This is a genomic window from Mycoplasma sp. CSL7491-lung (assembly GCF_018913965.1).
In the GTDB taxonomy this organism is placed as follows: domain Bacteria; phylum Bacillota_I; class Bacilli_A; order Mycoplasmatales; family Metamycoplasmataceae; genus Mycoplasmopsis.
Genome location: NZ_JAHMHG010000001.1, coordinates 489,795 through 515,379 on the forward strand (window position 1 = coordinate 489,795; position 25,585 = coordinate 515,379).

Annotated in this window: 19 protein-coding genes and 1 tRNA gene; 13 read left to right on the forward strand and 7 right to left on the reverse strand. The window is 24.2% G+C overall.

The genetic code is table 4. The features are described 5' to 3' along the window. Positions 1-6 precede the first annotated feature (6 nt). Positions 7-2,646, forward strand: a complete 2,640-nt coding sequence (gene lon, locus KQ876_RS01900; protein ID WP_253282215.1) for an endopeptidase La — start codon at positions 7-9, stop codon at positions 2,644-2,646. After that, the gene (locus KQ876_RS01905; RefSeq protein WP_205852610.1) at positions 2,639-4,132 is read left to right on the forward strand and encodes an APC family permease; all 1,494 of its coding nucleotides are present in this window, start codon (positions 2,639-2,641) and stop codon (positions 4,130-4,132) included. The genes lon and KQ876_RS01905 overlap by 8 nt, the downstream gene beginning before the upstream one ends. On the opposite strand, the gene KQ876_RS01910 is transcribed toward KQ876_RS01905, so the two are convergent. Beyond that, positions 4,127-8,083, reverse strand: a complete 3,957-nt coding sequence (locus KQ876_RS01910; protein WP_205851694.1) for a hypothetical protein — start codon at positions 8,081-8,083, stop codon at positions 4,127-4,129. The genes KQ876_RS01905 and KQ876_RS01910 overlap by 6 nt on opposite strands. Before the next feature lie 382 nt (positions 8,084-8,465). Here KQ876_RS01910 and whiA point away from each other — a divergent pair, with 382 nt between their 5' ends. From whiA to rplT, 5 genes are all read left to right on the forward strand, one after another. Continuing rightward, a complete protein-coding gene (gene whiA / locus KQ876_RS01915) occupies positions 8,466-9,320 on the forward strand; it encodes a DNA-binding protein WhiA (RefSeq protein ID WP_216490052.1) in 855 nt (284 codons plus the stop codon). A gap of 187 nt (positions 9,321-9,507) precedes the next feature. Beyond that, positions 9,508-10,371: a hypothetical protein gene (locus tag KQ876_RS01920; protein ID WP_216490053.1), complete on the forward strand. Its 864-nt coding sequence runs from the start codon at positions 9,508-9,510 to the stop codon at positions 10,369-10,371. A 150-nt stretch (positions 10,372-10,521) separates the two neighbouring features. Next, positions 10,522-11,208, forward strand: a complete 687-nt coding sequence (infC, locus tag KQ876_RS01925; protein ID WP_205851689.1) for a translation initiation factor IF-3 — start codon at positions 10,522-10,524, stop codon at positions 11,206-11,208. 1 nt (position 11,209) lies between these two features. Then, a complete protein-coding gene (gene rpmI, locus KQ876_RS01930) occupies positions 11,210-11,398 on the forward strand; it encodes a 50S ribosomal protein L35 (protein ID WP_174892773.1) in 189 nt (62 codons plus the stop codon). A 60-nt stretch (positions 11,399-11,458) separates the two neighbouring features. Further along, positions 11,459-11,809: a 50S ribosomal protein L20 gene (gene rplT, locus KQ876_RS01935; RefSeq protein ID WP_205851686.1), complete on the forward strand. Its 351-nt coding sequence runs from the start codon at positions 11,459-11,461 to the stop codon at positions 11,807-11,809. An 88-nt stretch (positions 11,810-11,897) separates the two neighbouring features. On the opposite strand, the gene KQ876_RS01940 is transcribed toward rplT, so the two are convergent. Beyond that, positions 11,898-11,971, reverse strand: a tRNA-Trp gene (locus KQ876_RS01940). A 223-nt stretch (positions 11,972-12,194) separates the two neighbouring features. Here KQ876_RS01940 and metK point away from each other — a divergent pair. Both metK and KQ876_RS01950 read left to right on the forward strand, forming a co-directional pair. Beyond that, a complete protein-coding gene (gene metK / locus KQ876_RS01945) occupies positions 12,195-13,331 on the forward strand; it encodes a methionine adenosyltransferase (protein WP_205851684.1) in 1,137 nt (378 codons plus the stop codon). A gap of 45 nt (positions 13,332-13,376) precedes the next feature. Beyond that, positions 13,377-13,742 carry a hypothetical protein gene (locus tag KQ876_RS01950; protein WP_205851682.1) on the forward strand — a complete coding sequence of 122 codons (366 nt, stop codon included), beginning with the start codon at positions 13,377-13,379 and terminating at the stop codon, positions 13,740-13,742. A gap of 130 nt (positions 13,743-13,872) precedes the next feature. On the opposite strand, the gene KQ876_RS01955 is transcribed toward KQ876_RS01950, so the two are convergent. Together KQ876_RS01955 and KQ876_RS01960 are read right to left on the reverse strand one after the other, a co-directional pair. After that, positions 13,873-14,973 (reverse strand): DUF3137 domain-containing protein, encoded by a 1,101-nt coding sequence (locus KQ876_RS01955; RefSeq protein ID WP_216490054.1) that lies wholly within the window; start codon positions 14,971-14,973, stop codon positions 13,873-13,875. A gap of 57 nt (positions 14,974-15,030) precedes the next feature. Next, positions 15,031-15,723, reverse strand: a complete 693-nt coding sequence (locus tag KQ876_RS01960; protein WP_205851679.1) for a pseudouridine synthase — start codon at positions 15,721-15,723, stop codon at positions 15,031-15,033. Positions 15,724-15,838: 115 nt separating this feature from the next. Between KQ876_RS01960 and KQ876_RS01965 the strand changes: the two genes are divergently transcribed. Genes KQ876_RS01965 through KQ876_RS04390 form a run of 4 tightly spaced genes read left to right on the forward strand, consistent with a single transcriptional unit; the run spans position 15,839 to position 21,682 of the window. Then, on the forward strand, positions 15,839-16,279 hold the full coding sequence (locus tag KQ876_RS01965; protein ID WP_205851678.1) for an RpiB/LacA/LacB family sugar-phosphate isomerase: 441 nt from the start codon (positions 15,839-15,841) through the stop codon (positions 16,277-16,279). 2 nt (positions 16,280-16,281) lie between these two features. After that, a complete protein-coding gene (locus tag KQ876_RS04385) occupies positions 16,282-16,530 on the forward strand; it encodes a DUF2188 domain-containing protein (protein WP_205851676.1) in 249 nt (82 codons plus the stop codon). A 49-nt stretch (positions 16,531-16,579) separates the two neighbouring features. Continuing rightward, positions 16,580-18,079 carry a phospholipase D-like domain-containing protein gene (locus KQ876_RS01975; protein WP_216490055.1) on the forward strand — a complete coding sequence of 500 codons (1,500 nt, stop codon included), beginning with the start codon at positions 16,580-16,582 and terminating at the stop codon, positions 18,077-18,079. 15 nt (positions 18,080-18,094) lie between these two features. Beyond that, positions 18,095-21,682 carry a DEAD/DEAH box helicase family protein gene (locus KQ876_RS04390; RefSeq protein WP_216490056.1) on the forward strand — a complete coding sequence of 1,196 codons (3,588 nt, stop codon included), beginning with the start codon at positions 18,095-18,097 and terminating at the stop codon, positions 21,680-21,682. Between the two features lie 34 nt (positions 21,683-21,716). Here KQ876_RS04390 and KQ876_RS01985 read toward each other — a convergent pair whose 3' ends face one another. The 3 genes from KQ876_RS01985 to KQ876_RS01995 form a co-directional block, all read right to left on the reverse strand. After that, complete coding sequence (locus KQ876_RS01985; RefSeq protein ID WP_374978434.1) at positions 21,717-22,589, reverse strand: site-specific integrase; 873 nt, start codon at positions 22,587-22,589, stop codon at positions 21,717-21,719. Between the two features lie 100 nt (positions 22,590-22,689). Then, complete coding sequence (gene thiI / locus KQ876_RS01990) at positions 22,690-23,844, reverse strand: tRNA uracil 4-sulfurtransferase ThiI (RefSeq protein ID WP_216490057.1); 1,155 nt, start codon at positions 23,842-23,844, stop codon at positions 22,690-22,692. 15 nt (positions 23,845-23,859) lie between these two features. Continuing rightward, complete coding sequence (locus tag KQ876_RS01995) at positions 23,860-25,395, reverse strand: hypothetical protein (RefSeq protein ID WP_216490058.1); 1,536 nt, start codon at positions 25,393-25,395, stop codon at positions 23,860-23,862. Positions 25,396-25,585: the final 190 nt, after the last annotated feature.

The following is a 25,585-nucleotide window of genomic DNA, read 5'->3' on the forward strand; positions in this document are numbered from 1 at the left end:
AGAGTTATGAAAAAGAAAAATTATTTCACAACAATAGTATTAAATGAACAATTATATACTTACCCAAGTGCTATCCACGAATTGGTAGTAAATAGTGACTCCATGTCAGATGAATCATTGGTATTCGAACATTACAAGCAAAACAAACCAATTGCTCTTGCATTTAAAGATTTTGAAGATGATTTACTACATCGTGGTATTTATGCGGAAATATTAGATATCGCGAAATTAGAAGATTCTAATGACTTTAAATTTGTTTTTAAAGCACTTGCGTTCATTGAATTTGATGATTATGGTTTTGCACAAATTGAAAACGATTTAAAAATAAAAAAAGACAGTTTTGTCAATTTTGAATTTTTCAAAAAAAATATCGCTGATCTACAATCTAAAAACTACATACCCGTTTCTTCAGGAGAAATAATTTACCTATCAAGTAATAATGATGCGATATCAACGAATATTGACGTAACTATTTCTAATGATGAAATTACTGAAGAATTACAAAAAATCCAAACAATAGTAGAAGATAGTAAAATAACAAAAATTTGATTTGCAACAAGAAGATCAACAAACAAAAAATGAACATACAAAGAGTTTTTAAAATTTATGTTAGATTTCGGCATTAGCGAAAATTTAACAACTTACGATGAAAAACTAACATTTTTAAATTCTCTTCTTTCAATAGTTAATGAAGAAGTTATAGAAAAACTAGATCTCTTTTTAGAATATAATAGATTAAATGTTCAAGCAATAATATTAAGAATTACAGAAATTATTACAGAAAATTTTATGACAGAAAAAATGATTGCTGACAAGATGAACACTAGACTAACAAACCAACAAAAAGAATTTATTTTAAGAGAAAAATTAAAATCAATCCAAGACGAACTTGAAGAAATGAAAGTTCCTGTAGATGAAGATGAATATTTAAAATTATTGAAAGACAAAAATAAAAATCTTAGATATCCTTCATCTATTCGTGAATTAATCAAAGAAGAAACAAAAAGAATTTCTGAAATGATGCCTACTTCTCCAGAAGCTAATATTTCAAAAACATATGTAAGTTTATTGAAAAAATTACCATGAAGATTAACAGAAATAGAAAATCTAGACATTAATCATGTTAAAAAAACACTAGATAAATATCACTACGGTATAGATAAGGTAAAAGAGAGAATATTGGAATATATTGCCGTAATAATTAAAATTAAACAAAACCAAATAGATGTTGACAAAAAAATTAAATACGACAATAATAACGAAATAGATTTAAATCTTTTTAAAGAAAACGAAAAAGAAAGCCAAAAAACATTTAATAATGTTCCTATTATTTGTTTAGTTGGTCCACCCGGTACAGGTAAAACTTCACTTTCTAAAGCTATTGCAGAATCATTACAAAGAAAATTTGTAAAAATTTCTCTAGGAGGAGTTAGTGATGAATCTGAAATAAGAGGTCATCGTAGAACATATGTAGGTGCAATGCCCGGAAAAATTATTAAAGGAATTAAACAAGCCGGAGTTTCAAATCCTGTTGTATTATTAGATGAAATCGATAAGATGGCGTCGACAAACAAAGGAGATCCCGCTTCAGCTATGTTGGAAGTTTTAGATCCCGAACAAAATAGTAAATTTCAAGACCACTACCTTGAACATGAGTACGATTTATCTAAAGTTGTATTTATCGCCACAGCAAATTATTACGATGCAATTCCGCACGCATTAAGAGATAGAATTGAAGTTATTGAGCTTTCAGCTTATACTCTTTCAGAAAAAATGAACATAGCTAAAAAGCATTTATTACCAAAAGTTGTAGAACAAGTTGGTGAGAAAAATGGATTTTTAAATATTAGCGACAAAACCCTTGAATATATAATTTCAAACTATACAATTGAAGCGGGAGTTCGTGGTTTAAAACGTATTCTAGATAAAATTGCTCGTAAATTCACTTTAAAAAGTTTAGATAAAAATGAAACTAAAACTAAAAAATATAAAGTTGAAATTTCAGCATTAAAAGAGTTATTAGGGCCTGAATATTACAAAGATAATGAAGAAGATAATTATCAAGTTCCGGGTGTTGTTAATGGATTAGCTTACACAACAGTTGGGGGAACATCGCTTCAAATCGAAGTAAATACTTACCCGGGAAAAGGCGAAATAAAGTTAACAGGTTCATTAAAAGATGTAATGCAAGAGTCTGCAAAAATTGCCTTATCTTTCGTTAAAGCTAATGCAGAAAAATTCGGAATCAAAGATTTTGATTTTGATAAAAATACAATTCATATTCACGTACCGGAAGGTGCAACACCAAAAGACGGACCAAGTGCTGGTGTAACATTTACAACCGCATTAATTTCAGCACTTAGCGGTAAAGTTGTTCCTCATTATTACGGAATGACTGGAGAAATTACACTTAGAGGTAGAGTCTTAAATATAGGTGGCTTGAAAGAAAAATCATTTGCAGCAACACAGAAAAAATTGAAGTACGTATTTATCCCATTCGGAAACGAATCTAATCTATTAGAAATACCAGAAGAAATAAAGAAAAAAATAACATATATCCCTGTTAAATATTATGAAGAAATATATGATGTAATTTTCAACAACAAAAAACCTAAAAAAGTAATAACAACTGGAAATAATGAGTAAAAAGCATTTTGGTGAAAAATCTTTTACTTTATTTACAATCAATTTCATAATTGGGTTGGGTTTTCTAACTACAATAGCAAATGTTTGAAATCTAGGATTTTACGGATATTTAATAATATTAATATCCGTTTTAACTATTTTTGGAACATCTTTAGTTTTTTCGCGGTTGGCTAATTCTTTCAAAGAACACTATGGCGGTTCTTACGCCTTTAGTAGACAACTAGAAAATGATATTTACAAAAAAGAAAATAATATAGAGATAACAATACCAAAAAAACAGAAACTATTAAATCATTTTAACTTTTTTATTGGATGAAATCAATTTATTCAATCGCCTGTTTTATCTTCAATATCACCGCTATTTCTTTCCACAATAATTGAGTTAGTAATTTCGAAAGATAATCCTAATTATTCAACTATAGTCTGAATTATTAGGATTATATCATTCATATTTTTTGCATTATTGATTGCTATATCTACATTTGGGTTGAAATTGAATACTAAAATAGTATTTTTGACAGGCATAATTAAATGAATTTTTCTAGGGATTGGGTTAATAATATTAATATACTTAACCTTTATGGATAATGCTTTGACAAACACATATTTAGAAGGCTATAAAGAAAATATAAATAATACAATCAATATAAGAATTACTCCGAAACTAATTTTTACTAATATAATACTTTTTATATTTTCGTTCGCCGGAATTGAAGATATGGCTTCAATGACAAAAGATGTTAAATTTAAAAACTTCAGAAAAGTATTGTTTTGATCAATTTCTATAGTGTTAATAATTTACTTATTATTCTATACTTTTATAATGGGAATAAAAGATTTGTCATCGTATAGTAATTTTTCTTCCTTTTACACAAGTTATACAAGAGGCCTTGGTATTTTCGGGGTTATCTTATTCATAGTAGGTTTTATTTCAAATGATATTGGGTATAAAATTTCACAAACTGTTTCTACAGCGAGAAAGTTAATACCTCTATCACAAGACAATCATATTAGTCCTTTTTTTGCTAAGCAAAATAAAAAAGGAGAATTTCATAATGCAATAATTTTCACTGGTATATTTACTTTTATATCAATGGTTATTTTATGATTGTTACCAATATTGTTAACAGATGAAAATTCAGAAAATCCATATTTTAATGCTGTTATAATCGTTAATAGTATAGCTTTATTGATTGAAGATATGTTAACATACATAGTTGCCTTTATGTTAGATAGAAAAAAAATAATACCAAAAATACCTTTTTGAGAAAAAATTATTTACACAATAAATGTAATATGAATATTTATAATTACATCTATTATAATTTTTCCATTCATAATAAACGACTCATGAAAAAGTGAAAATACATTTGTTTTTGTAATTTATTTTTCTTTCATATTAATAGGATTTTTATTTAAGTGAACATGAAGTGTATACAATAAAAAAATTAGTCAAAAAAATAATAAAAAATTCAAGTCTTTATAAACTTGAATTTTTCTTTTTATTTTTACGTTTCAATATCATAATAATATTTAACAATAAAATGAATAGCCCAACGGGAATTAGAAGCAAATAAAAGTAACTATTATTTCACCTTCTTACTTCGTTTTTAAACTCCGAATTAATTACAAATTCTTTTTCTTTTTCTGTTTTTTTTGAATTAGTGTCACTTATTTTGTCTTTTTTCTGAGGTAAAATTTTTTTTGTTTCACTAACTGAACTTGAATTTTGATCCTTAAATTCATTATTTTTTGTTTTGTTAATTGATTCGATTGAATCATCGTTTGAGTTTTTGTCAATTGATTTATTATTATCTAGTCCATTACTATCAACATTAGTTTCATTTGTTCCATTATTCGGAACTTCTAAATCTACTTTTTTATCACTATTATTATCATTATAGTTATTATCACTAGCACTATCTATGGTAACTAAATTATCATCATTGATCTTGTCTGAATTATCTAATTCGTTTTCTTTGCTATTATTATCCTCGGAAATAACAATATTATCTTTTGAATTCTCGTGTTTGAATTTTATAGACTCATCTTCTAATTTGCTTAAAAAATAATTTATATCTCTAATTTTTTCTTCTATTTCTATATAATTATTACTTTTTTTATAAATTTCTCTTAATTCAGAAACCTTATTTAAAAGGTTATCTTTAATTTCATCATAATTATTCAAAAACCTATCTTCTAATTTAATTTTTTCTATATTTTTAAAAAGTTCTTCAGAAATTATAATAGAATTATCTAAATTTAAATATTTTTGTTTATTTGAAAGATAATTTTCTTCATTTACAGAATTATTCAATTCGTATAATGCATTTTTTCTTTGTTCATTAGAAAGTTGCTTAAATATATTTTCATCATTATTTTTTATATTTTTTTCCTCTAATATACTTATCTGATCTTTAATTTCTTGAAGCTTTTCGCTATTATCAACATTGCTCAAAATAGTATTTAAATTATTTTTTTCAAATTCATATAATTTATTTGATTTAGCAATTCTATCTCTTAAGTTAGATATTACTTTTTCACCATTAAAAATTAACATATAATTGTTTAGAAAATTAATGTAACTATTCACAGTTTTAATGTCAATATCTCGGCTTATTTTTTGCTTAATTTCGTTATATTTATTCGAAAAATCAACTTGTTTTTCATACTCAAGAAGTCCATAACCTTTTTCTAAATCATAATTCGAAAACTCATAAAACAACTGGTTTAATTGATTCATTTTTTTGTTTAATAAAGATGCATCATTTAATTTGTTTTTTAGAGCATCAATATCAATTATTTTTTTCATTTCACCGGATAGATGACTTTTTTGAGAAAAATTTAAATATTCTAAGTTAGATAATTTATATAAGAAATTTTCTTCTTCTAAGTTATCTAATTTTTTAATAAAATTAGCTAAATTACTTTCGTTAACATCAAAAATATTATTTAAGCTTGAAACTAATTTTTCTTTTCACTCTTCATACAACTTATCACTATCATTTATCCTTTTAATAATATATGAATAAAGATTGTTTGATTTTTTAGCTTTTTGTAATAAAGTAACTATTTCTTCTTTTTTATTATTTATGTAATCTAAATCTAAAAGTGAATTTGGCTCATTTATCTTATTTTTAATTTCGTTTAATGTATTTTGAAAATTTCTATTATTTAGATTATTAAATGAACTATTTTTCGAATCATATTCTTCTGCTTTTTTTACTTCTTGTTTTAATTCACTTAATTTTAATTTATATGAATTTACTAATTCTATTATTAAATTTGAGGATTCAAGATTTGAGATATTATCAATAATTTCATTTCTAAAAAAATCTTTAAAAATGAAATTTCCATCACTGCTTAAAAAATTTTTAATTTCGACAATATTTTTCCTTGCACTATTAATATTATCTTGCATCAACTTAGCTTTTTCTTTCAAATGATTATATTCTTGTTTTGAAATTAAATTAACTTCATCAACACTTGTTGAGATTTGAATTTTAGATATTATTTCATCTGGAATCAATAATGTTTCGTTGATCTTATTATTTCAATGCTCTTTTGCAAAATTGAAATCGGGGTTCTCTTTTTTGAAATCTAGTTTAAGATTTTTAAAATTATATTTATTAAACTCATCAATAATTTTAGGCACAATTTTAGATATTTCATCTTTTTTTAATGTTTCTAAAAATAAATTATTCATTTCGCTACTTGATATATAGTTAACTCTATTATTGAATAAAGAATTTATTTTTTCTATGATATTGTTTTTTAAATTATTGATCTCAGTTATCTTTTGATTAGAAAAAATATTATTTATTTGATCTCTTTTTGTATTTAAAATTAATAAATTATCATCTATATTATTTAACAATAATAACTCTTGGTTAATTTGATTTTTAATTGAATTAAAATTATCTGTTAATTCCGCTAGTTTTAAATTATCATTGTTTTTTATATTTTCGAGCGGGATGCTAAATTTATCATTTAAATATCTAACAATAGATGAATAATTTTTATTATAACCATAGTCAATTTTTAGTTTATTTATAACATCAATTAATTCATTTCTTTTTATAATAAATTGATTTGTTTCGACCGGTAAATCTATATTTATTTCATTGTATTTTCTTTGCGCAAATCAACCATCATTTGGTGTCATTTTATATGCTGATACTTTAATTATTTGAGGGTGTTTAAGTTGATTTTCAATATTTATTTCAAATTTATTACTATTATATTCGGAAGGAATTACTTTAGATATTAAATTGCCATCTATATCAAATTCGATATGCAGGTTTTGATATGATTTTGGATTATCAGATGTTATTAATGTTATTTTATTATCTCTATCATATACTTTGTCGAAATGTAAACTGTTAACCAATGGGCCTAAAACATTATTATTAATTATAGTGTCCGTATAATTAAAGTTGGTCCTATAAATAGATTGTATAAGCGAAGGACCAGGAAAATCACTAAATACAACACCGAGTGTAGAAAGTTCGTTATGATTATTAATATAATCAGCTACTTTTTGATTTACTTCATTTGATGAAGTGTTAGGTTGTCTTCCACTAGCATATGAAGTAAAATTGACATATAATCTATTATCACGGTAACCTTTATTATTAGTTCTTTGAAAATGATCGGTAATATGCTTTACTTTTTCTTCACTCGAATTAATTCCGTCATATTTATCTTGAACAACATAATTGTCAGTAATTGCTCTAAAATGAAAACCACCAACAGTATCTCGATTAATTTTATGATGTAAGTGATTTAATACTATTATTTTTCCTCTATATTGACCTATATTGAAACCTTTTTCTTTAGATAAAGTATCTACATTTTCACCGGATTGATTATAAATATAATCGTAGTAGTCTCTAAATATAGTTTTTTGGTAAATTTGATTAGCTTCTTTAGCGTATTTTTCGTTATTTACGTTAAAATTTTCATCTTTTATTCTAACTATAATAAATTCACTAGGATGCTCATTTAAAAATTTCACATATTCTTGAAAAGCCTTATCTATAAATTGATCCGATGGGATACTACCATGAACTAAACGACCATCATTTTGCATTCTTAAGTCAAAAGCCCTTACACCTAATTTTAATTGGTCTTCAAAATTAAAATATTGGGTTTTAGCTAATAAACGACCTCCAATAGACCAAAGAAAACCTCATCCGTTATACATAGTTGAATCGTGTGTTCCTGGTATGCTCAATGAAAATAAGCTTCTGTTATCAGGTATATCCTTCATTCAATCAGTAGCTAAATAATCACTGACATTTATTTCAGGTCCATCAATATGTGATAAACTTTTTTTTAAATAAGTCGTTTTATTGTTAACTGAAATACTGCTTGATAAAACAATTGGCAAAGTTAATATCGAAATAAAAGACCAAAAGAACAATTTCTTTTTCATATATCTCCTTCATTTTTGCAAGTCAAATATTATTATTGAGAAAATAGTACTTAATTATATAACTTAAATTTGAATATTATTTATAATATATTTCAACTATAAAAATTAAATTTGTTTTTTATAAATAATGTGAATAAAAAACGACCTTACAATGTCGATTGTTTATTTTCTTATTATTTTCAAAATTAAAAAGTTTTTTTACAAAATATTTAATACAAATTTTATTCTTAATTTACTATATTTTTGCATTATTTTTAAAAATATAAATCTTACAATTTAATTTTACATTAAAAAACAATATTTTGTCATTATTTATTAATTTACTTTAAATTAAATTTATTTTTCTTTTTAAAAAAACTAAATATTATAAAATAAAAACACAATGGAAAAATATAGAAGCTCATTTTCCTGAACAATAAAAAAGGAAATAATAAACAACATAACTAAAACAAAAGAAATAAAATCATTTTTATATGGTTTGTATTTTTCTAACGCAATAGAAAAAGATGATTTTCAAATCATAACAATAAAAAATAACTATATTTTAAATAAAGTTATATCAAGGTTAAATAAATTAAAAATTAGCGTTTACAAAATATTAAAAAATAAAATCTATATTTCTAACCAAGAATACAAAAAAATAATCGATAAAAATTGAGAAGAAAAGTTAACAAGTTTTTTTGCTGGTGTTTTTTGCGGTGGCGGGAGCATTTCTGATAAAAATTCAACTTCTTATCATTTAGAAATTTCAACTCATTCTATTCAAAATACCGAAATGATCATTAAAAAATTAAATAAATATGATTTTAATTTTCAAGTATTAAAACGTAGAAATAGATTTTTAGCCTACACTAAAAAAATTGATGAATTATTAGATTTTTTATCTGCTATAGGTGCAAAAAAATCATGATTTGAATTACAAAATTTAAAAATAACCAGAGATATTGAAAATGTTTCAAACAGAATAAATAATATAGATATTTCTAACCTTCAAAAAATTGCTAATAGCTCCATAAAACACATAGAGAATATCAACTATATCTTCGAAAATAACTTGATAAATATGTTTAATGATGACCAATTAGTTTTCTTTAGAATCAAATTAGAAAACTCATGAATTTCAATGAATGAAATGGTTAAAAAATTGGAGCAAGAGCATAATATAGTAATAACTAAAAGCGGTTTAAATCATTGATTAAGAAAATTAAATAATATAGTATTAGATCATAAAAAATAAATAATTTTTATGATCTAATTTTTTATTAGTAATGAAAATCTTTATTAAAAAACAAAAAAATGCATTTTACTTGATTAAAAACTTTTATTTTTTGTTTTTTATACTTTAAAGTATTATTTTTTAAATTTACGACCTTCCTTTTTTTTAATATAATTTTCAAAAATAAAAATAAACAAGGAGAAAGTAAATGAATAAAGTTAAAAAATATTTTATTTTTATAGGTTCAACTATATTTTCATCATATTCTTTAATTAGCGTCATTTCGTGTTCAAATCAAAACGAAAAAAAAGAAGAAAATAACTCGAATAAAGAAAAAAATAAAATATCAAATAATCAAAGCGACATAAATCATAATCTATCAGAAACTAACAAAACAAATAAAAATGAAGAAACAATTAATAAAAATATCAAAAAAAGTACAGAAGAAATTCTTGAAAAAGATATCAAAATAGAAAAAAATGATAAAAAAAATACAAAACAAAATAACGATAAAACTATAGATAATCAAAATAGCGCATTAGATAGAAATAATACAAATAATAAAGATAGTAAAACAATTAAGACTAATCCAATGCAAAATAATAATGAAAATATACAATCTAAATCAACTGAAGAAAATAAAAATCAAAATAATATATTAAAAAACAATTCTTCAGAGCAAAATAAAGTTCAAGACAAAAAACTCGATTCTCAAAGCAAACAAAAACAAGAGATTGAAGATCATCGAAATATAAAAAAAGAAAATAAAGATGAAATTCAAGAGAATGATCAAGTCCAACCAGAAGAAAAACCAATTGATGAAGAAATTTTAAAAGAGTGCGAAGAATATAAAAAATCAAATGATATAAAATTTTTAAAAGAAAAAATAAAAAATTTAATAGAAAAATTTAAAAAATTAAAAGTTGAAGAAAACGACACATACAAAAAAGCTTTAATTTCATATCATTTGGATTTATTACCAATGCTTTTAAACTCATTTGAAATAGATAATGTAAAATCTGGTTTAATCGACGGAACAAAAGATATTTGAAGATTAAAAAATGAAAATTAAAAATACCTTAATTCTATTTAAATAATTAAAATTAGAATTTTATTTTTTATATAATATGATAAAATAAATAAGCAATATAAAAATTTAATTGCAGAAAGTAGAATCACTTCTCACCTGATGGACTATATCCTTGGGTTTTGCTACAATTAAATGTATCTATTTGATACATTTTTGGCGAGAGCGAATGAAACTTTTTTACTTATTATTTTAAGGAGAATTATTATTATTCAAGACAAAAGAAAAAAACCAAAATCTAACCACTATGTAAACAGAGACATTCCATATTCTAGAGTTTTCTTAATTGATAGTGAAGGTAACAAAGTTGGTGTTATGTCAACTTCTGAAGCTATTGAAAGAGCTAAAAACCAAAAAATGGATTTAGTTTTAATTAGCGTTGAACCTAAACCAATTGCTCGTATTTTAGACTACGGTAAATTTAAATACGATCGAAAGAAAAAACAAAAAGAGCTTAAAGAAAAACAGACCAATATACAAAATCGTGAGATTCGTTTGACTCCTATGATTGGAGAAAACGACTTATTAACAAAAAGTAAAAAGGCAACAGAATTTTTACTTAAAGGTGATAGAATTAAAGTTTCTGTTAAATTAAGAGGTCGTGAATTAGGGCGTAAAGATCTTGGTATAAATGTTTTAGATAGATTTTATTCAAAGGTTGAGGCGATTGCAGATAAAACAACCGAGCCAAAATTAGTGAATGAAAGATTTTTAGATATGAATCTCCAACCAAATAAAACTAAAATCGCTAAATATTTAAAAGAAAAGAATCAAGTTTCTGATGAAAATTCATCAAATAGCGATTCTAAAGAAGGAGAATAAAATGCCAAAAATGAAAACTAAAAGCGCTTTAAAAAAGCGTATTAAAGTTACAGGAACAGGTAAAGTTCTTAGAGAACAAGCATACCGTTCACACTTAGCACAAAATAAAACCACAAAACAAAAGCGTCAATCTCGTAAAGCTACACTTATGTCAAAAAGTGACTTAAAAAGATTTAAAGCAATGTTTTAATCTTGTTAATTTATTTTGTAAAAATTTATTTAGTTACATAAATTAGAAAGGAAATATATTATGGCAAGAGTTAAAGGTGGTACAGTTACAAGAGCAAGACGTAAAAAATGATTAAAATTAGCTAAAGGATACTTTGGACACAAATCAATCGGTTACAAAGTTGCTAAACAAGCAGTTGTTAAATCATGAACATACGCATTTAGAGATCGTAAACAAGTTAAAAGAAATTTCCGTAAATTATGAATAGCTCGTATTAATGCAGCTACAAGAGCTGAAGGTTTAAGTTATTCAAGATTTATTAACGGTTTAAAAAGAGCAAACGTTACAATTAACCGTAAAATGCTTTCAGAATTAGCTATTAACGAACCAAAAACATTTTCAATGTTAATTAAAATCTCTAAGGAAGCTTAGATAATAGCAAAAATCAAGTATTTGTTACTTGATTTTTTTATATAAAAAAATCAAACTATATAAATAAGTTTGATACAAATTACATTTTTGGCAGGGGTTAAAGGAATCGAACCCTTACTTTTGGTTTTGGAGACCATAGCACTACCATTATACTAAACCCCCTCGTAATAATATAATTATAACATTAAAATTTCTAATTAATATTATTTATGTTATAATATATGAACTTTAACGTAAGCATATAGAGAATGGTTCAGACTGTGATATAAACCATTACCAACCTACAATTATAGCAAGGTGGTCAGTCAGAAGTTAATTCATAATTAACTTAACATGCGACAATTCCTAATGCTTCTAAATAATATATAAAAAGGAAGTAAAAAAAATGAGAAAACTATTTACAAGTGAATCTGTTGGACGTGGTCATCCTGATAAAGTATGTGATCAAATTTCAGATTCAATTTTAGACGCATATTTAATGCGGGACCCTAAAGCTAAAGTAGCAATCGAAACTATGGCAAGTGGTCACAATATTTTTATTGCTGGTGAAGTTAATTCACAAGCAGAAGTAGATGTTATTGAAATTGCTAAAAATATTTTAAAAACATTTGATTATTATACAAGCGAGACAAGCTTTATAACTGACATAAAAAAACAAAGTCCGGATATATCGCAAGGTGTAGAATTATCAAATGATGAAATCGGAGCGGGAGACCAAGGTATTATGTTCGGTTTTGCTACTGATGAAACTAAAGAATTTATGCCTTTAGCAATAACTCTTGCACACAAATTAGTAAAAAGAGCTGAAGAATTAAGAGTAAGTGGTGATTTTAAATGAGCTAGAGCTGATATGAAATCTCAAGTTACGCTAGATTATACTGATCCTAAAAAAACAACAGTTGATACTATATTAATTAGCATACAACACTCAGCTAATTTTGTTGAAAATGAATTTAAAGATTTTATAAAAAATAATATTATCAAACCTGTTTTAGAAGAGTATAAACTTGAATTACCTGAGAAAATTTTAATCAACCCTACTGGTAAATTTGTTATAGGTGGTCCAATTGGTGATACTGGTTCAACTGGTAGAAAAATTATTGTAGATACTTATGGAGGAGCATCAAGACATGGTGGCGGAGCCTTCAGTGGTAAAGATGCAACAAAAGTTGATCGTAGCGCAGCTTATGCAGCTCGTTGAATCGCTAAAAATATAGTTGCGGCTAAATTAGCCAAAAAAATCGAATTACAAATAGCATATTCGATCGGTGTATCTCAACCTGTTTCAGTAATGGTAGAAACTTTTGGAACAGAAACAGTTAAAAAAGAAATTATTGAAAAAATAATTATGGAATCGTTTGATTTAAGCCCTAAAGGAATAATAGAATCTCTAAATTTAAGACATCCAATTTATGCTAAAACTTCTTATTTCGGACATTTTGGTAGAGATGATTTGGATTTACCATGAGAAAAAACAAATAAAGTAGATCAAATATTAAAATTATTAAAAAAATATCAGTAAAAAGAGTAAAATTAATTTATATTAAAACATTTTTAAGGAGAAATCATGAATAGAGAATGCAACAAAAGAGCATGTCGTGAAGCTAGTGCTTCAAACACAATGGAAACACGCGAAGAGAAAGTATATGAGCCAGTTGGCGGAGTTCGTTGTGAAGATGAAGGAATAGCAAACAAAATAGCTAACCAATTACTAGAAGATAAAAAACATGAAGTCATCGAACAAACTAGAGTTGGTTACCAAGAAAAAGAAGTAGACACAAAAGAAGAGAACTTAGTTCAAGAACAAGAAGAAATAATATTGCAACAAAATACAAGTGAACAAGTTTATCAAGAAATTCAACAAAAAGAAACTCGTGTTTACGATCTACTAGACGTTTTGGCAGAATATAAAGATTTTCTTCAAAAATTCTAAAAATAATTTATTAATATAGTATAATACCTTTGAGCCGACATCGAGAGAAATTTAATTTCCTTGTGTCAAATAAGCCTTCTTAAGAAGGTTTTTTTATTTAAAAAATCCAAACTATATTTGGATTTTTGTTTTATTTGTCTAAATAAATTGGTATATAAATTATCGATAATATTCAATATAAAGTATATGTATCATATAAAAAGTCATTATACATTGAATTTAAAATTTTATTTTTATTTATAGATGGAATAATATCTAACTCCATAAAATTCATAGGTACAGAGTACTCAAAATAAATTGAATCACCTGTTGAAGTTACATACATAGAATTAACTATAGAACCATGGACATCCTCCACCCTTTTAACTGATAACTCCATTGAAAGTGGTGTATACATTTGTCTAGCTTTTAGTTCATCATCTGCTACTAACCTTATTTTCTTGTTAAATTCTTTATTTTCTAATTTTATTGGTTTCTTACTAAACAATCCCCTTTTAAATAAAGTAAATTCGAAACCTCTATCGCCCAAGTTTCTTGTATCAATTTTTAAAACGCCTCTTTCGAAATATCTTCTTGAAACTACTTGACCTTTTGAATTTCTAACTATTTGAAGATAAAGAACATTCATAAATGATGCAGGATATCTATTATCAATTAATAAATATTTTTGTTTAGACTTTTTAACAATTCTAGCATCATTTGGAACACCAAAATTAAAAGTAATAATTTCTTCACTATCAAGCGAACTATCTAATATTTCCTTTTTACTAAATTGTTTGGTATCTAAAAAAAATTCTACATTTGCCTTTGTAGATAAATAATTAATTCCATTATTTACCTTTTTGAATGATTTATTGTATATTTTTTCAACGTCAATTGAATTCCTTATTTTAGAGATTATCATGTTTAAGGTTTTTTTATATTTTCAAAATATAACAATGCCAACAAACATTAATATAAAACTTAAGATTAGAAAAACTAAAAAGACAATAAAATTAGTACTTTTTCCATTTTGAAAACCAATTACAAAAAGCAACAAAACACCAAGTAAAAACGAAAATGTAGAAAGTATGAAAAGTATTATTGATATTTTTCTGTTTTTTCTCATTTTATTTATTGATGATTCGTCCGAAAACGCTTCTTCAATTGCGCTTTTAAAAATAGGATAAACTGTTTGATCTGTTATAGACTTATAAGAATTAAAATTCATATAATCTTCAACTATTTTCATAAAACTCCTTTATTAAATATGTTATTATATTTAAATTATATTATATTAAATAATCATTTATATTATTTGATCTCTTTTTATTTCTATATATTCACCTTTTTTTAGATCTTTTGGTAAATTTAAATTAGCAAATTTAACTCTTTTTAAATAAATAACTTCTAAACCAAACTTCAAAAACATCCTCTTTACTTGATGAAATTTACCTTCGTTTATAGATAAAAAACACTCATTATTATTTAAAATTTCTAATGTAGAAGGTTTAGTAATATTTTTTTCGCCTATATCAAATCCTTTTTCAAATATTTTTATTAGACTATTATCTAGGTTGCCGTTCAATCTTACAAAATATTTTTTTATAACGTGTTTTTTAGGCGCTAAAAGTTCGTGAGTTAATTCCCCGTCATTTGTAATTAACAAAAGACCTTCGGTATCTTTGTCTAACCTACCAACCGTATGAATTCCTTTGTAACTTAAATATCTAGAATCTATTAAATCAAATACAGTTTTATTTATTTTATCTATGTTTGCACACACATATCCTGAAGATTTATTTAAAAGTAAATAAATAAATTGTTCTTGTTTTTTTATAATGTGATTATCAATTTTAACAACATCATCAAAATGAATTTGCTCTGATTTTTTTATTACTATGTCATTAACTTTTATTCTTCTATTTGATATAAATTTCTTTATTTCTCTTCTAGAATAACTTGTATTTTCTGATAAAAATTTTTCAACTCTAATTTTCATTTCTAACTTATTTTATTTAAAAATGGAAAAAAATAAAATAATTTATTAATAATTTAAAAGATTAATTTAGTATAATTAAAAAGATTAATTGATTTAAAATATAAAAGGAGCAAATATGAGTAAAAAAGTAGTAGCCTTAGCTTCTGATCATGCAGGTTTCGAACTTAAAGAAGAACTTAAAAAATATGTTAGATCTTTGGGTTATGATACAGTAGATCTAGGTCCGGACAACGGAGTTAATAAAGTTAGTTACGCAACTCAAGGAAATGAATTAGCTGAATATATTAACTCTCGTAAACCTGATTTTGGAATTGGAGTATGTGGTACAGGACTCGGAATTTCATATGCTTTAAACAGACATAAACATATAAGAGCTGCTAGAATTACTTCAGTTGAAGATGCTCACTTAGCAAAACAACATAATAATGCAAATGTTCTAGTGTTTGGTGGTAGACAACTAAAAACTGAAGATGCAATTAAAATGATTGATGAATATTTAAAAACAGATTTTGAAGGTGGAAGACACATCGAAAGAATAGAGGAGTTAGATAAATAAAAATGGCTAAAGAAACAAAAACAAGCGAAACAGCAAAAAAAGAATTAAAACCAGTTTGACACATTACATTAGATAGAGAAAAGGGTAAATGAAGAGTATATAGAGAAGGCGCTGAAAAAGCAACTATAACTTTCGATACCCAAAAAGAAGCTATACCATACGCTAGAGACCTAGCTAAAAAATACAATGGAACATATTACATTCATGGAGAAAACGGTAGAATTCGTGATGGAAAAGGATATAAGAAATAAACTATACCAATAAACTAATTAATAGTTTATTTTTTTATATAATATAAATATGATATGAAAGTTAAATTTATATAGATTATTAATAATATTTGCTCAATTTATTTTCATAAGCTGTTTTTTTGTTGGTATTTCTTTCTTAATTTATAACATAAACTCAAATTATGTTCATTTATTCATTTGAACAAACTATTTATTAAATGTAGTAATGGTACTTGTTATAGCATTTCAAAAAAGAAATTCTCAAATTAAGCTCTCATGACTATTTTTAATGATAATATTACCTATTTTTAGTGTAGCTATATTTTTTACTTTAGGAAAAATCAAACCAAATAAAAACGAATTAAAAGTAATTGAAGAAGATAGTTATAACTTAAATAAAATAGATCAAATAGATAAAATTAAAAGTAATAACTCCGTCTTAAATCAATTAAAAAATATAACCGATAATACCCTTTTTAATGCTGATTATAAATTTTATGAAGAAGGTTATAGATTTTATGATTCTTTAGAAAAAAATATAAAAAACGCAAAAAAAAGCATTTTAATAATTACTTATATAATTAAAAAAAGTGAAATTTCAAGAGAATTTATAGATTTAATTAAATCAAAAGCGAAAGAAGGGTTAGAAATTAAGTGATTAATTGATGATTTTGGCGCTTTTCCAAAGTTAAAGAAAGAATTAAAAAAACTCAATAAAGTTGGCGTTAAAGTACATTTTATAGCAAAAATATATTACCCTTTCATAACTCACAAGTCTTTTTATAGAAATCATCAAAAATTCATAATAATAGATTCTAAAAAAGTTTTTTCTGGAGGAAATAATATATCAGATGAATATGCATCATTATCTCCAAAATACGGGCATTGAATTGACTTAAATTACAAAATAACCGGAGAATACGTTAACGCTTACAACATTCATTTTATTAAATTTTGAGAAATAGTGACAAGAGAAAAATTAGATATTAATAATTATATACATAAATTTAACAAGGAACAAAAAGGACAAAATGAATCTATTTTAATTTTTGATTCTCCATCATGTGACTATTCTAATGCAGAAAGAGTTTGGATAAAACTTTTTAGTCAGGCCAAAAAATCTATTAAGATTGCTACACCATATTTTTCAATAACAGAAGCAATGTTTAAAGAAATTGTTTTAGCACTTAAAAACAACATTGATGTTACCATTTTTTTTCCTGGATTACCAGATAAAAAACTTGTTTATAAGGTTGGTTTATGACAGATTAAACAATTAGTGGAATTGGGTATGAAAGTTAAAATATATAACGATCACTTTTTACACTCAAAATCAGGGGTTATCGACGACGAAATAGCATGAGTAGGCACAAGTAATTTAGATGCAAGAAGCATGTTTTCACAATATGAAACAATGGATATAATTTCAGGACCATCTGTAAAAAGCATTATTTATATTTTTAACGAATATAAAAAAAATTCGACAGATATACAAAATAATCATGAATTAATGAAAAAAGGGACCATTTTTGAAAGATTTTTTTTCATATGAACATCACCTACAATTTAGAAAGATGAGGAAAAAATGAATGACAATGACAATTTGAATATAATTGGATTTAATTCAGAAAAAGAATTAGAAGAGGCAATAATAAAACAGCTTGAATACAATTATAGGGTAGACAAAAATACAGAATCATTAAATCAAACTTCTAACCAATATACTAAGACAATTTACAATAAAACCGAACAAGATTTAAAACAAAACTGGTGTAATATTCTTAATAGTATAAATAAAAATTACTTAAATGGATATAATTTAACAATTAATCACATTGATAGAATTCTAGAAGAATTACATGATAAGAAATTAACAGAAATAACAAATGGAATATTAAAATACGGTTCATTGCCTCCAATTGATTATTTTAAAGATGAAGGAAATAATAAAAAATATTCTTTAGTTTTATTTAAAAATGGTGGTAATAATCAAAAAATAATAGGAAATAATGATAGTGTAGGAAATTTCTTAAATACTAAAGATCCAATTTATCAAATTGCAAGACAAATTAAGTTTGAAGATATTGACGGAATAATACCGGATATAATGTTATTAATTAACGGAATTCCAGTTTTACTAATTGAATTAAAACTAAGAAGTTCTAATATAAAAGACGCAGTCCAACAAATCAAAAATTACAAAAAACGTATATCTAATTTTAATTCAATAAAGAAAAAAATGACAATGCTTAATTTTGTTCAAATACTTTCTGTTATGTCGGAAAATAAAATGTTTTATACCCCAAACCAAACTGATGAAAAAAATATTCCAGATAATTTTATTAATGATTGATTATATTTTACAACCTGAAATTCTAAGGATAAAGAAAATAAACCAGTTCATAAGTGGCATGAAGTAGTTAAATATTTTTTTAACATCCCAACCATACATGATATGGTATCTAAATATACAGTTGAAAACTTAGAAAATGACAAACTATTCTTACTCAGAAGTTACCAATACCACGCAATTCATAATATTTTAGAAAGAATGGATAAATCATACCGAAATAATGATGGCGAAAATAAAATAGGTTACGTTTGACATGCAACAGGTTCTGGTAAAACACTAACAAGTTTCAAATTAGCTCAACTTTTAAAACAAAAGTATAATAACAAAAAAATTTTCATGGTTGTCGATAGAATAGCATTATCTAGCCAAACTAACGATGAATACAAAAAATTTTCAAATAATTCATTAGATATCGAAATAGTATCAACAAAAAATACTAATAAACTAAAAAGAGAAGTAAAAGGTAAAAACGATTTCAACTCTTATCAGTTTATTAATAATCAAAAAATAATAATAACCACAATACAAAAAATTAAAAAGATGTACGAAAGCGAAAAAGACTCGGTAATAGAAAGTAATAAAGCAAAAAGTAAAGATTTCATTTTTATATTTGATGAGGCACATAGATCTACTGATGGTATACAGTTTGAAAGTTTCAAAGAAATGTTTCCAAACTCTAAATTTATCGGATTTACTGGTACACCCATAATTAATGATGACGTTAACAATAATTTTGAAAAACAAACTACTAACGATATTTTTGGTAGTTTAATACATAGTTATACAATTAAGGATGGAATAAAAGATAAGAAAGTTTTACCATTTAGAATATTTGTTGATTATCCTAAATATCTAGTCAAACTCTTTACAAATACATCTAATATTCTAGATATACAAAAAAATAAAACCAAAGAATATGATTTACAATCACTTTATCATGAATACAAACAATTAATCGAGAAAAACGAATCAGGGTTAGATGACCTTGAAGAAATTGAAAAAAGCAAAAAAATAATAGAAGATAAATATAACATTAAATTTAAAAATTATAATGATGTAGATGCAGATGAATATGATATATTAATTAATACTAATAATCATAATATGGAAAAATCATTAAAAATAGAAAAAGAATTATATGAAAATAATTTTTATAACAATAAAGCTTATAAAAATTGAATAGTAGAAGAATTAATTAAAAAAACAATACAAAATAAACAAAATCATGGTGGTTTATATAGTTCGCTTTTTGCAGTAGAAAGTAAAGATGATGCTATAGAATACTATAATATATTCGAAGAAAAACTAAAAGAATTTAAATGTAAAATTAACTTTACTTTACTATTTGATTTTAGTGAACCCAACACAGAAAAAGGTGTTATTGAAAGAAGCGAATTTTACGATAAATTATTGAAAAATTATAATAAAATGTTCAATACAAATTTTAAAATAGACCAAATAAAAGACAAGTATAAAGAAGATATTTTAAAAAGATTGAAACAAGAAGGTATAAATTATCAAGTAAGATCTAAAGATGATTATTCTAAAAAATTAGATTTATTAATTGTTGTTGATCAATTATTGACCGGTTATGATTCAAAATACATAGACACAATTTATTTTGACAAAAACATAAACCAAGACTACTTACTTATACAAGCAATCTCTAGAACTAATAGAGTTTTATTACAAACCCAAAAAGAAAAAGAAATATGAAGACCTAAAGAGTATGGTAAAATAAGATTTTTCCGACAAGGTGCAAATATGAAATTTCTTTTAGAAAAAGCTTTTAAAAAGTATGCAAATCAAAATAGCGGCGATGAGAGTAATATATGATTTTTAGAGTTAAAACCTAATATAATAAAAGAGCAAATAGAAATAAACTTTATTAAAATAAATGAAATTAGTAAAAAAATCGGCTTTAAAAATGATTATAACAGAATTCCAACACGATTAAATGAAGCTATTCAAGAATATATGCAAACAAAAAAAGAAACTCAAATAATAAAGGAAGCTAAAAACTTCAAAAATTATGCTGATATATTATTAAAAACATGAATTAAATTTAGTAATCTTGATATTGAAGATAAAAACAAAATTATTAACGATATTAAAAATATTTTTAATTTGGATGACACAAGTAAAATTTTAAGAAGAATTGACACGATAAGAAGTAGAGCAAAAGAAATTAGAGATATCCTTAAAATAACTGACACATCTAATGATTATGATTATTATGATATTTATAATGTAACTAATGATTATTTTTTAGAAAGTCCTAGTGAATCATTTTTCTCAGAAAAACCGGACGAAACATATGATTACGAACTTCTGGAGCAAAAAATATCAAAAAATGAGAATGATGAAAAAAATAAAATCGAAGATATTGATTATTTTTTATCTAAATATAATTATAACGACCAAGATTATATAAAATCAAATATAGATGTATATAGTTTTAAAAATACATACGAACTTCAAAATGTTGTTTCACAAAAACTTAATGAAAGAGCTCAAAGCGAAATAAACGAAAAATATAATTCATTTTCTAGGGCTACTGGGTTAAGTATTGAACAAATAGCAAGTTTAATAAGCGATTATAATAATGCCGATGACGGTAACAAACTTTTAAAATTAAATGATATTTATAATGCGATAAATGAAAATTTAAAGGATGATAGTGATATATTAAATGAATATTATAGTTTTTGCGAACTTAACTTTAAAAAAGACGTTAGAGGTGGTAATAAATATAAAATTTCAGGTATTAACTCTAAAAAATGTATTAAAAGTTTTTTAGAAACAATTATAAAAAAGTAACTTAACGTTACTTTTTTAGTGGGTTTTAAAAAAATTAATAAAGATTAGATATTGATCTCATAACTAAATCAATATCTTTATTTTCTAATTCACTAATAACATGTAAGTAAACTCTTTCAGTTGTATTCATACTAGCATGACCCAATCGTTTTGCTACTGAGGCTACCGAAACTCCAGCATATAATAATATAGAAGCGTGAGTGTGTCTAAGTCCATGAACCGTAATTACTGGTACATCAGCACTTTTACAACGTCGCTCTAAAATATTATTTATTGTTGAATTAAATATTTTTCCACTTTTTTTAATAAAAATAGGTTTATCACTTGGCAGATTTTTAATCATAAAAGCAAATTGTGAAGTCGTCAATCAATCTAATTGAATTTTACGAATAGAACTTTTATTTTTAGTTGGTGCAAAGCCTTTAGATTCTTTATAATTTCAAGTTTTATTTATGTTTAATAATTGTTTATTTAAATCAAAATCAGCTGGAGTTAATGCTAAAGCTTCTGAAAACCTTAACCCTGTTTTTGCAATAAGTAAAATTAATCAATCATAGTTAATAGAACCTTGTATTTTTAGTTTTTTTATTAAAGATTGTAATTCAAATTGACTTAAAAATTTTATTTTCTTTTTTCTCTCCGGAATACCTTTAATTACTGCTTTTCGTGTTGGGTCATTACTTAGATAACCTTCGTCAAAAGCATCTAACAAACACGCTTTTAAGTGATGATGAAAATCCATGGTTGTTTGTCTTTCATGATATAAAGCGTATTCATTTAGTATTTTTTGATATTCTAATCTATTTAAATCTTCCATTTTTAAATTTGGCGAAATTCTATTAACTCACTTTAATGTTAGTTCATATTTTCTGTAACTTATATTAGTTATTGAACCTTTCTTATACACAATAATTCAATTTTTAAAATATTCAGAAAATGTAAGATCAGTTTTTTTTATTTTTCCTCCTTTAACCCACTTGAGAGAAAAAATTTAAATAAACCAAGTGCTAGCTTGGTTTATTTAAATTAATAGAAATTTTAATATGTTCAATTTTAGATTCTAATAATTCTGATTCTAAAGCAGGAATTTGACTAAGTTCTTGTTCTAATTTTAAAGCTACTCCTATTTTAGGTTTAGTAACTGGTTCCTTAGGAGCAAACAACTCACATGTCTCATTAGCTTTTATTATTGAAATATCATGTGTTTTTATCAACCTGGCAATTTTAATAATTTCGTTCTTATCAAATGTTAATAATGGTCTCAAAATCGGTAAAGAACTCTCGCTACCAATTGTATACATTGATTCTAAAGTTTGAGATGCTACTTGTCCTAAATTATCTCCATTTGAAATTGCTAAAATATTATATTTTTTAGCAATTTGCTCAGCAATACGATAGAAGCTACGACGCATTAAAGTTATTTTATAAGATTCATTAGAAACAAAAGAAATATAATTCATTAAAAACGAATAATCAGCAATTAATAAATTGGAGGTCACTTGATAATTTGATAAAGTTTTAACTAAAGTATTTATCTTGTCGATTGTTCTTTGATCAGTTTGTGGTGGTGTCATAAAAGTTAAAAAATCTACTTTTAAACCTCTTTTCATTAATTCAAAAGCAGCTACAGGAGAATCAAATCCACCTGAAATTAAGTGTAACACTTTTCCTGACACTCCTACTGGTAATCCCCCTAAAGCTTCGATATAGTTAGAAAAAATATATGTTTGTTCTTTTCTGACTTCAACATAAAAAATTTGATCTGGATTGTGAACGTCTACTTTTAAACTTGTATTTTTTAGAACATGAGTACCTAAAATATTATTTATATTAGATGAATTAAATTCAAAACCCTTAAAATTACGTCTTGCTTCAATTTTAAAAGTTTTAGAATCTTTTTTAACCAATTTTAAAATTTCGTCTTTAAAATTATCAATATTATTTTCGGTAACTATAACTGGAGAGTAAGAACTTATCCCGAATACAAATTGCAATCTTTTTAAGGCTAATTCACTATAATCTAAATACATTCTATCAAACTCAACTTTAGGTTTTTGACCAACTATATGTATAATATTATTTGATAATTGATTTATAAACGTCTTTCTATTTTTCTTTTTTAAAACTAATTCTCCATATCTAATTAAAATTTTTTTATACATTTTTCTCCCCTTTTTTTATTGTGTTAAAATGAATTTTTTCATTATTTTATAAGCGGCTTTATAGTCTGAATTTTTAATGTTATTTTCTGCACTTAACAAAAAACTTTTTAATACTTGAATTTTATCATTATATTTTTTATTATCAATAACATATTCTATTATTTTCTCGTACATTTGTTTATATTCAATGTTTTCACCAATAAAAATAATTAACTTTTCAATATTAATTATTCAGTCATTCAATTTATTTTTGTCTGTTTGTACTTGAATATTTTTATATAAATTTTCTAAGTTATCTGTAATTGCTAATGTATTATTGTTTTTAGGCAAAAACTTATGTTGAATCACAATATAATATAAATTTTCTATGTTACTTAATTCGTCCCTAATATCGCATGTACTATTTTTTTTATTTTCTAACAAAATTAAATAAACATTTCTTTCTAATTCTTTAAATAAATTTATTAAATCTTCTAAACTAGATAAATAATAACTATTATCTATTTCTTTTGTGAATATTTTTAATTTTTCATAATAAAAACTTAATTCATCTTTAATTCTTTTTTTAGACTCAAGATTTAATTTGGAAATTTCCCTGCTTTTAGACTCTATTAAATTAAAAATATAGTTAATTATAGATTCATTATTTTTCTTTTTAAAATTGTCAATGATGGATTTAAATTTAAATTCTAAAAACACATTACTCAAATAAAAATATAAACTTCTTATTTTTTCTATTAATAGTTTGGTATTAAAATTATTATCAACTCAAATTTCTTTTATTTCCCTAAGATGTTTTTCAATAACTTTATTTTGTTCACTACTAAATACATTTTGTGATTTTATAAAAGTTAATAACGGACCAAAAAGCATATATTCTATAGCTAAATGATTATTTTCTAATTTAAATAATTCTAAAAGATGTTTTTCTTTTTCGCTTGCAATTGTAAACAAATCATTTATATTAGAATTGGTTTTTTTATCAAGTATAGCTTTTGTTTCACGTTTAAGATTTAAAACTTCTTTAAAAATATAATTAACAGTTTTAAATTCTAAATTAGCAAAAGATTCTAATCGTTTTATCAAATATTCACAAACTTGAATTATTCTTGATACAGATTCATCAATATTTTCGTATGTTTTTTGAAAATCAGTAGTTATATTCTTAGCCTTTAATTGATTAATTTTAAATTTTTTTAAATTTTTTTTAAGCGTAATATTTACTTTAAATAATTCTTTGGTTTTCCTATCCCTAATATAATTATTTGAACTTTCTAAATTAACTCTCAAAATACTTGAATATTTAGTTAAAGTATTATAATAAACATTTAATTCACTATACATTTTTTCATATGTATTGTTATTTTTTGATAATAGTTTTAATCTAGTTAAATTCGTTTCATTTTCATACATAGATCTGCTAATCTCATCTGTTATTTTTCGATTTCTTTTTGAACTTACTTCAATATAAATTGATTTTATAAAAAAAATAGTAACTATAATTAAAAATATCAATAATATACTAAATAAAGTAAATAAAATATATGCCATTCTTTTTTTATTTCTCCTATTTTACGCTATTAAATTATAAATTATATTTTTGAATTTAATAGAATAAAAAAATGCCCTTCTGGGCTTATTCTTTGAAAACTGAATAGTAATTAATAATTCATTAAAATGTCTTAAATACATCTTAACTTCTAAACCTATCAATTTATTAGTAATGGTCAGCTAAATGTAT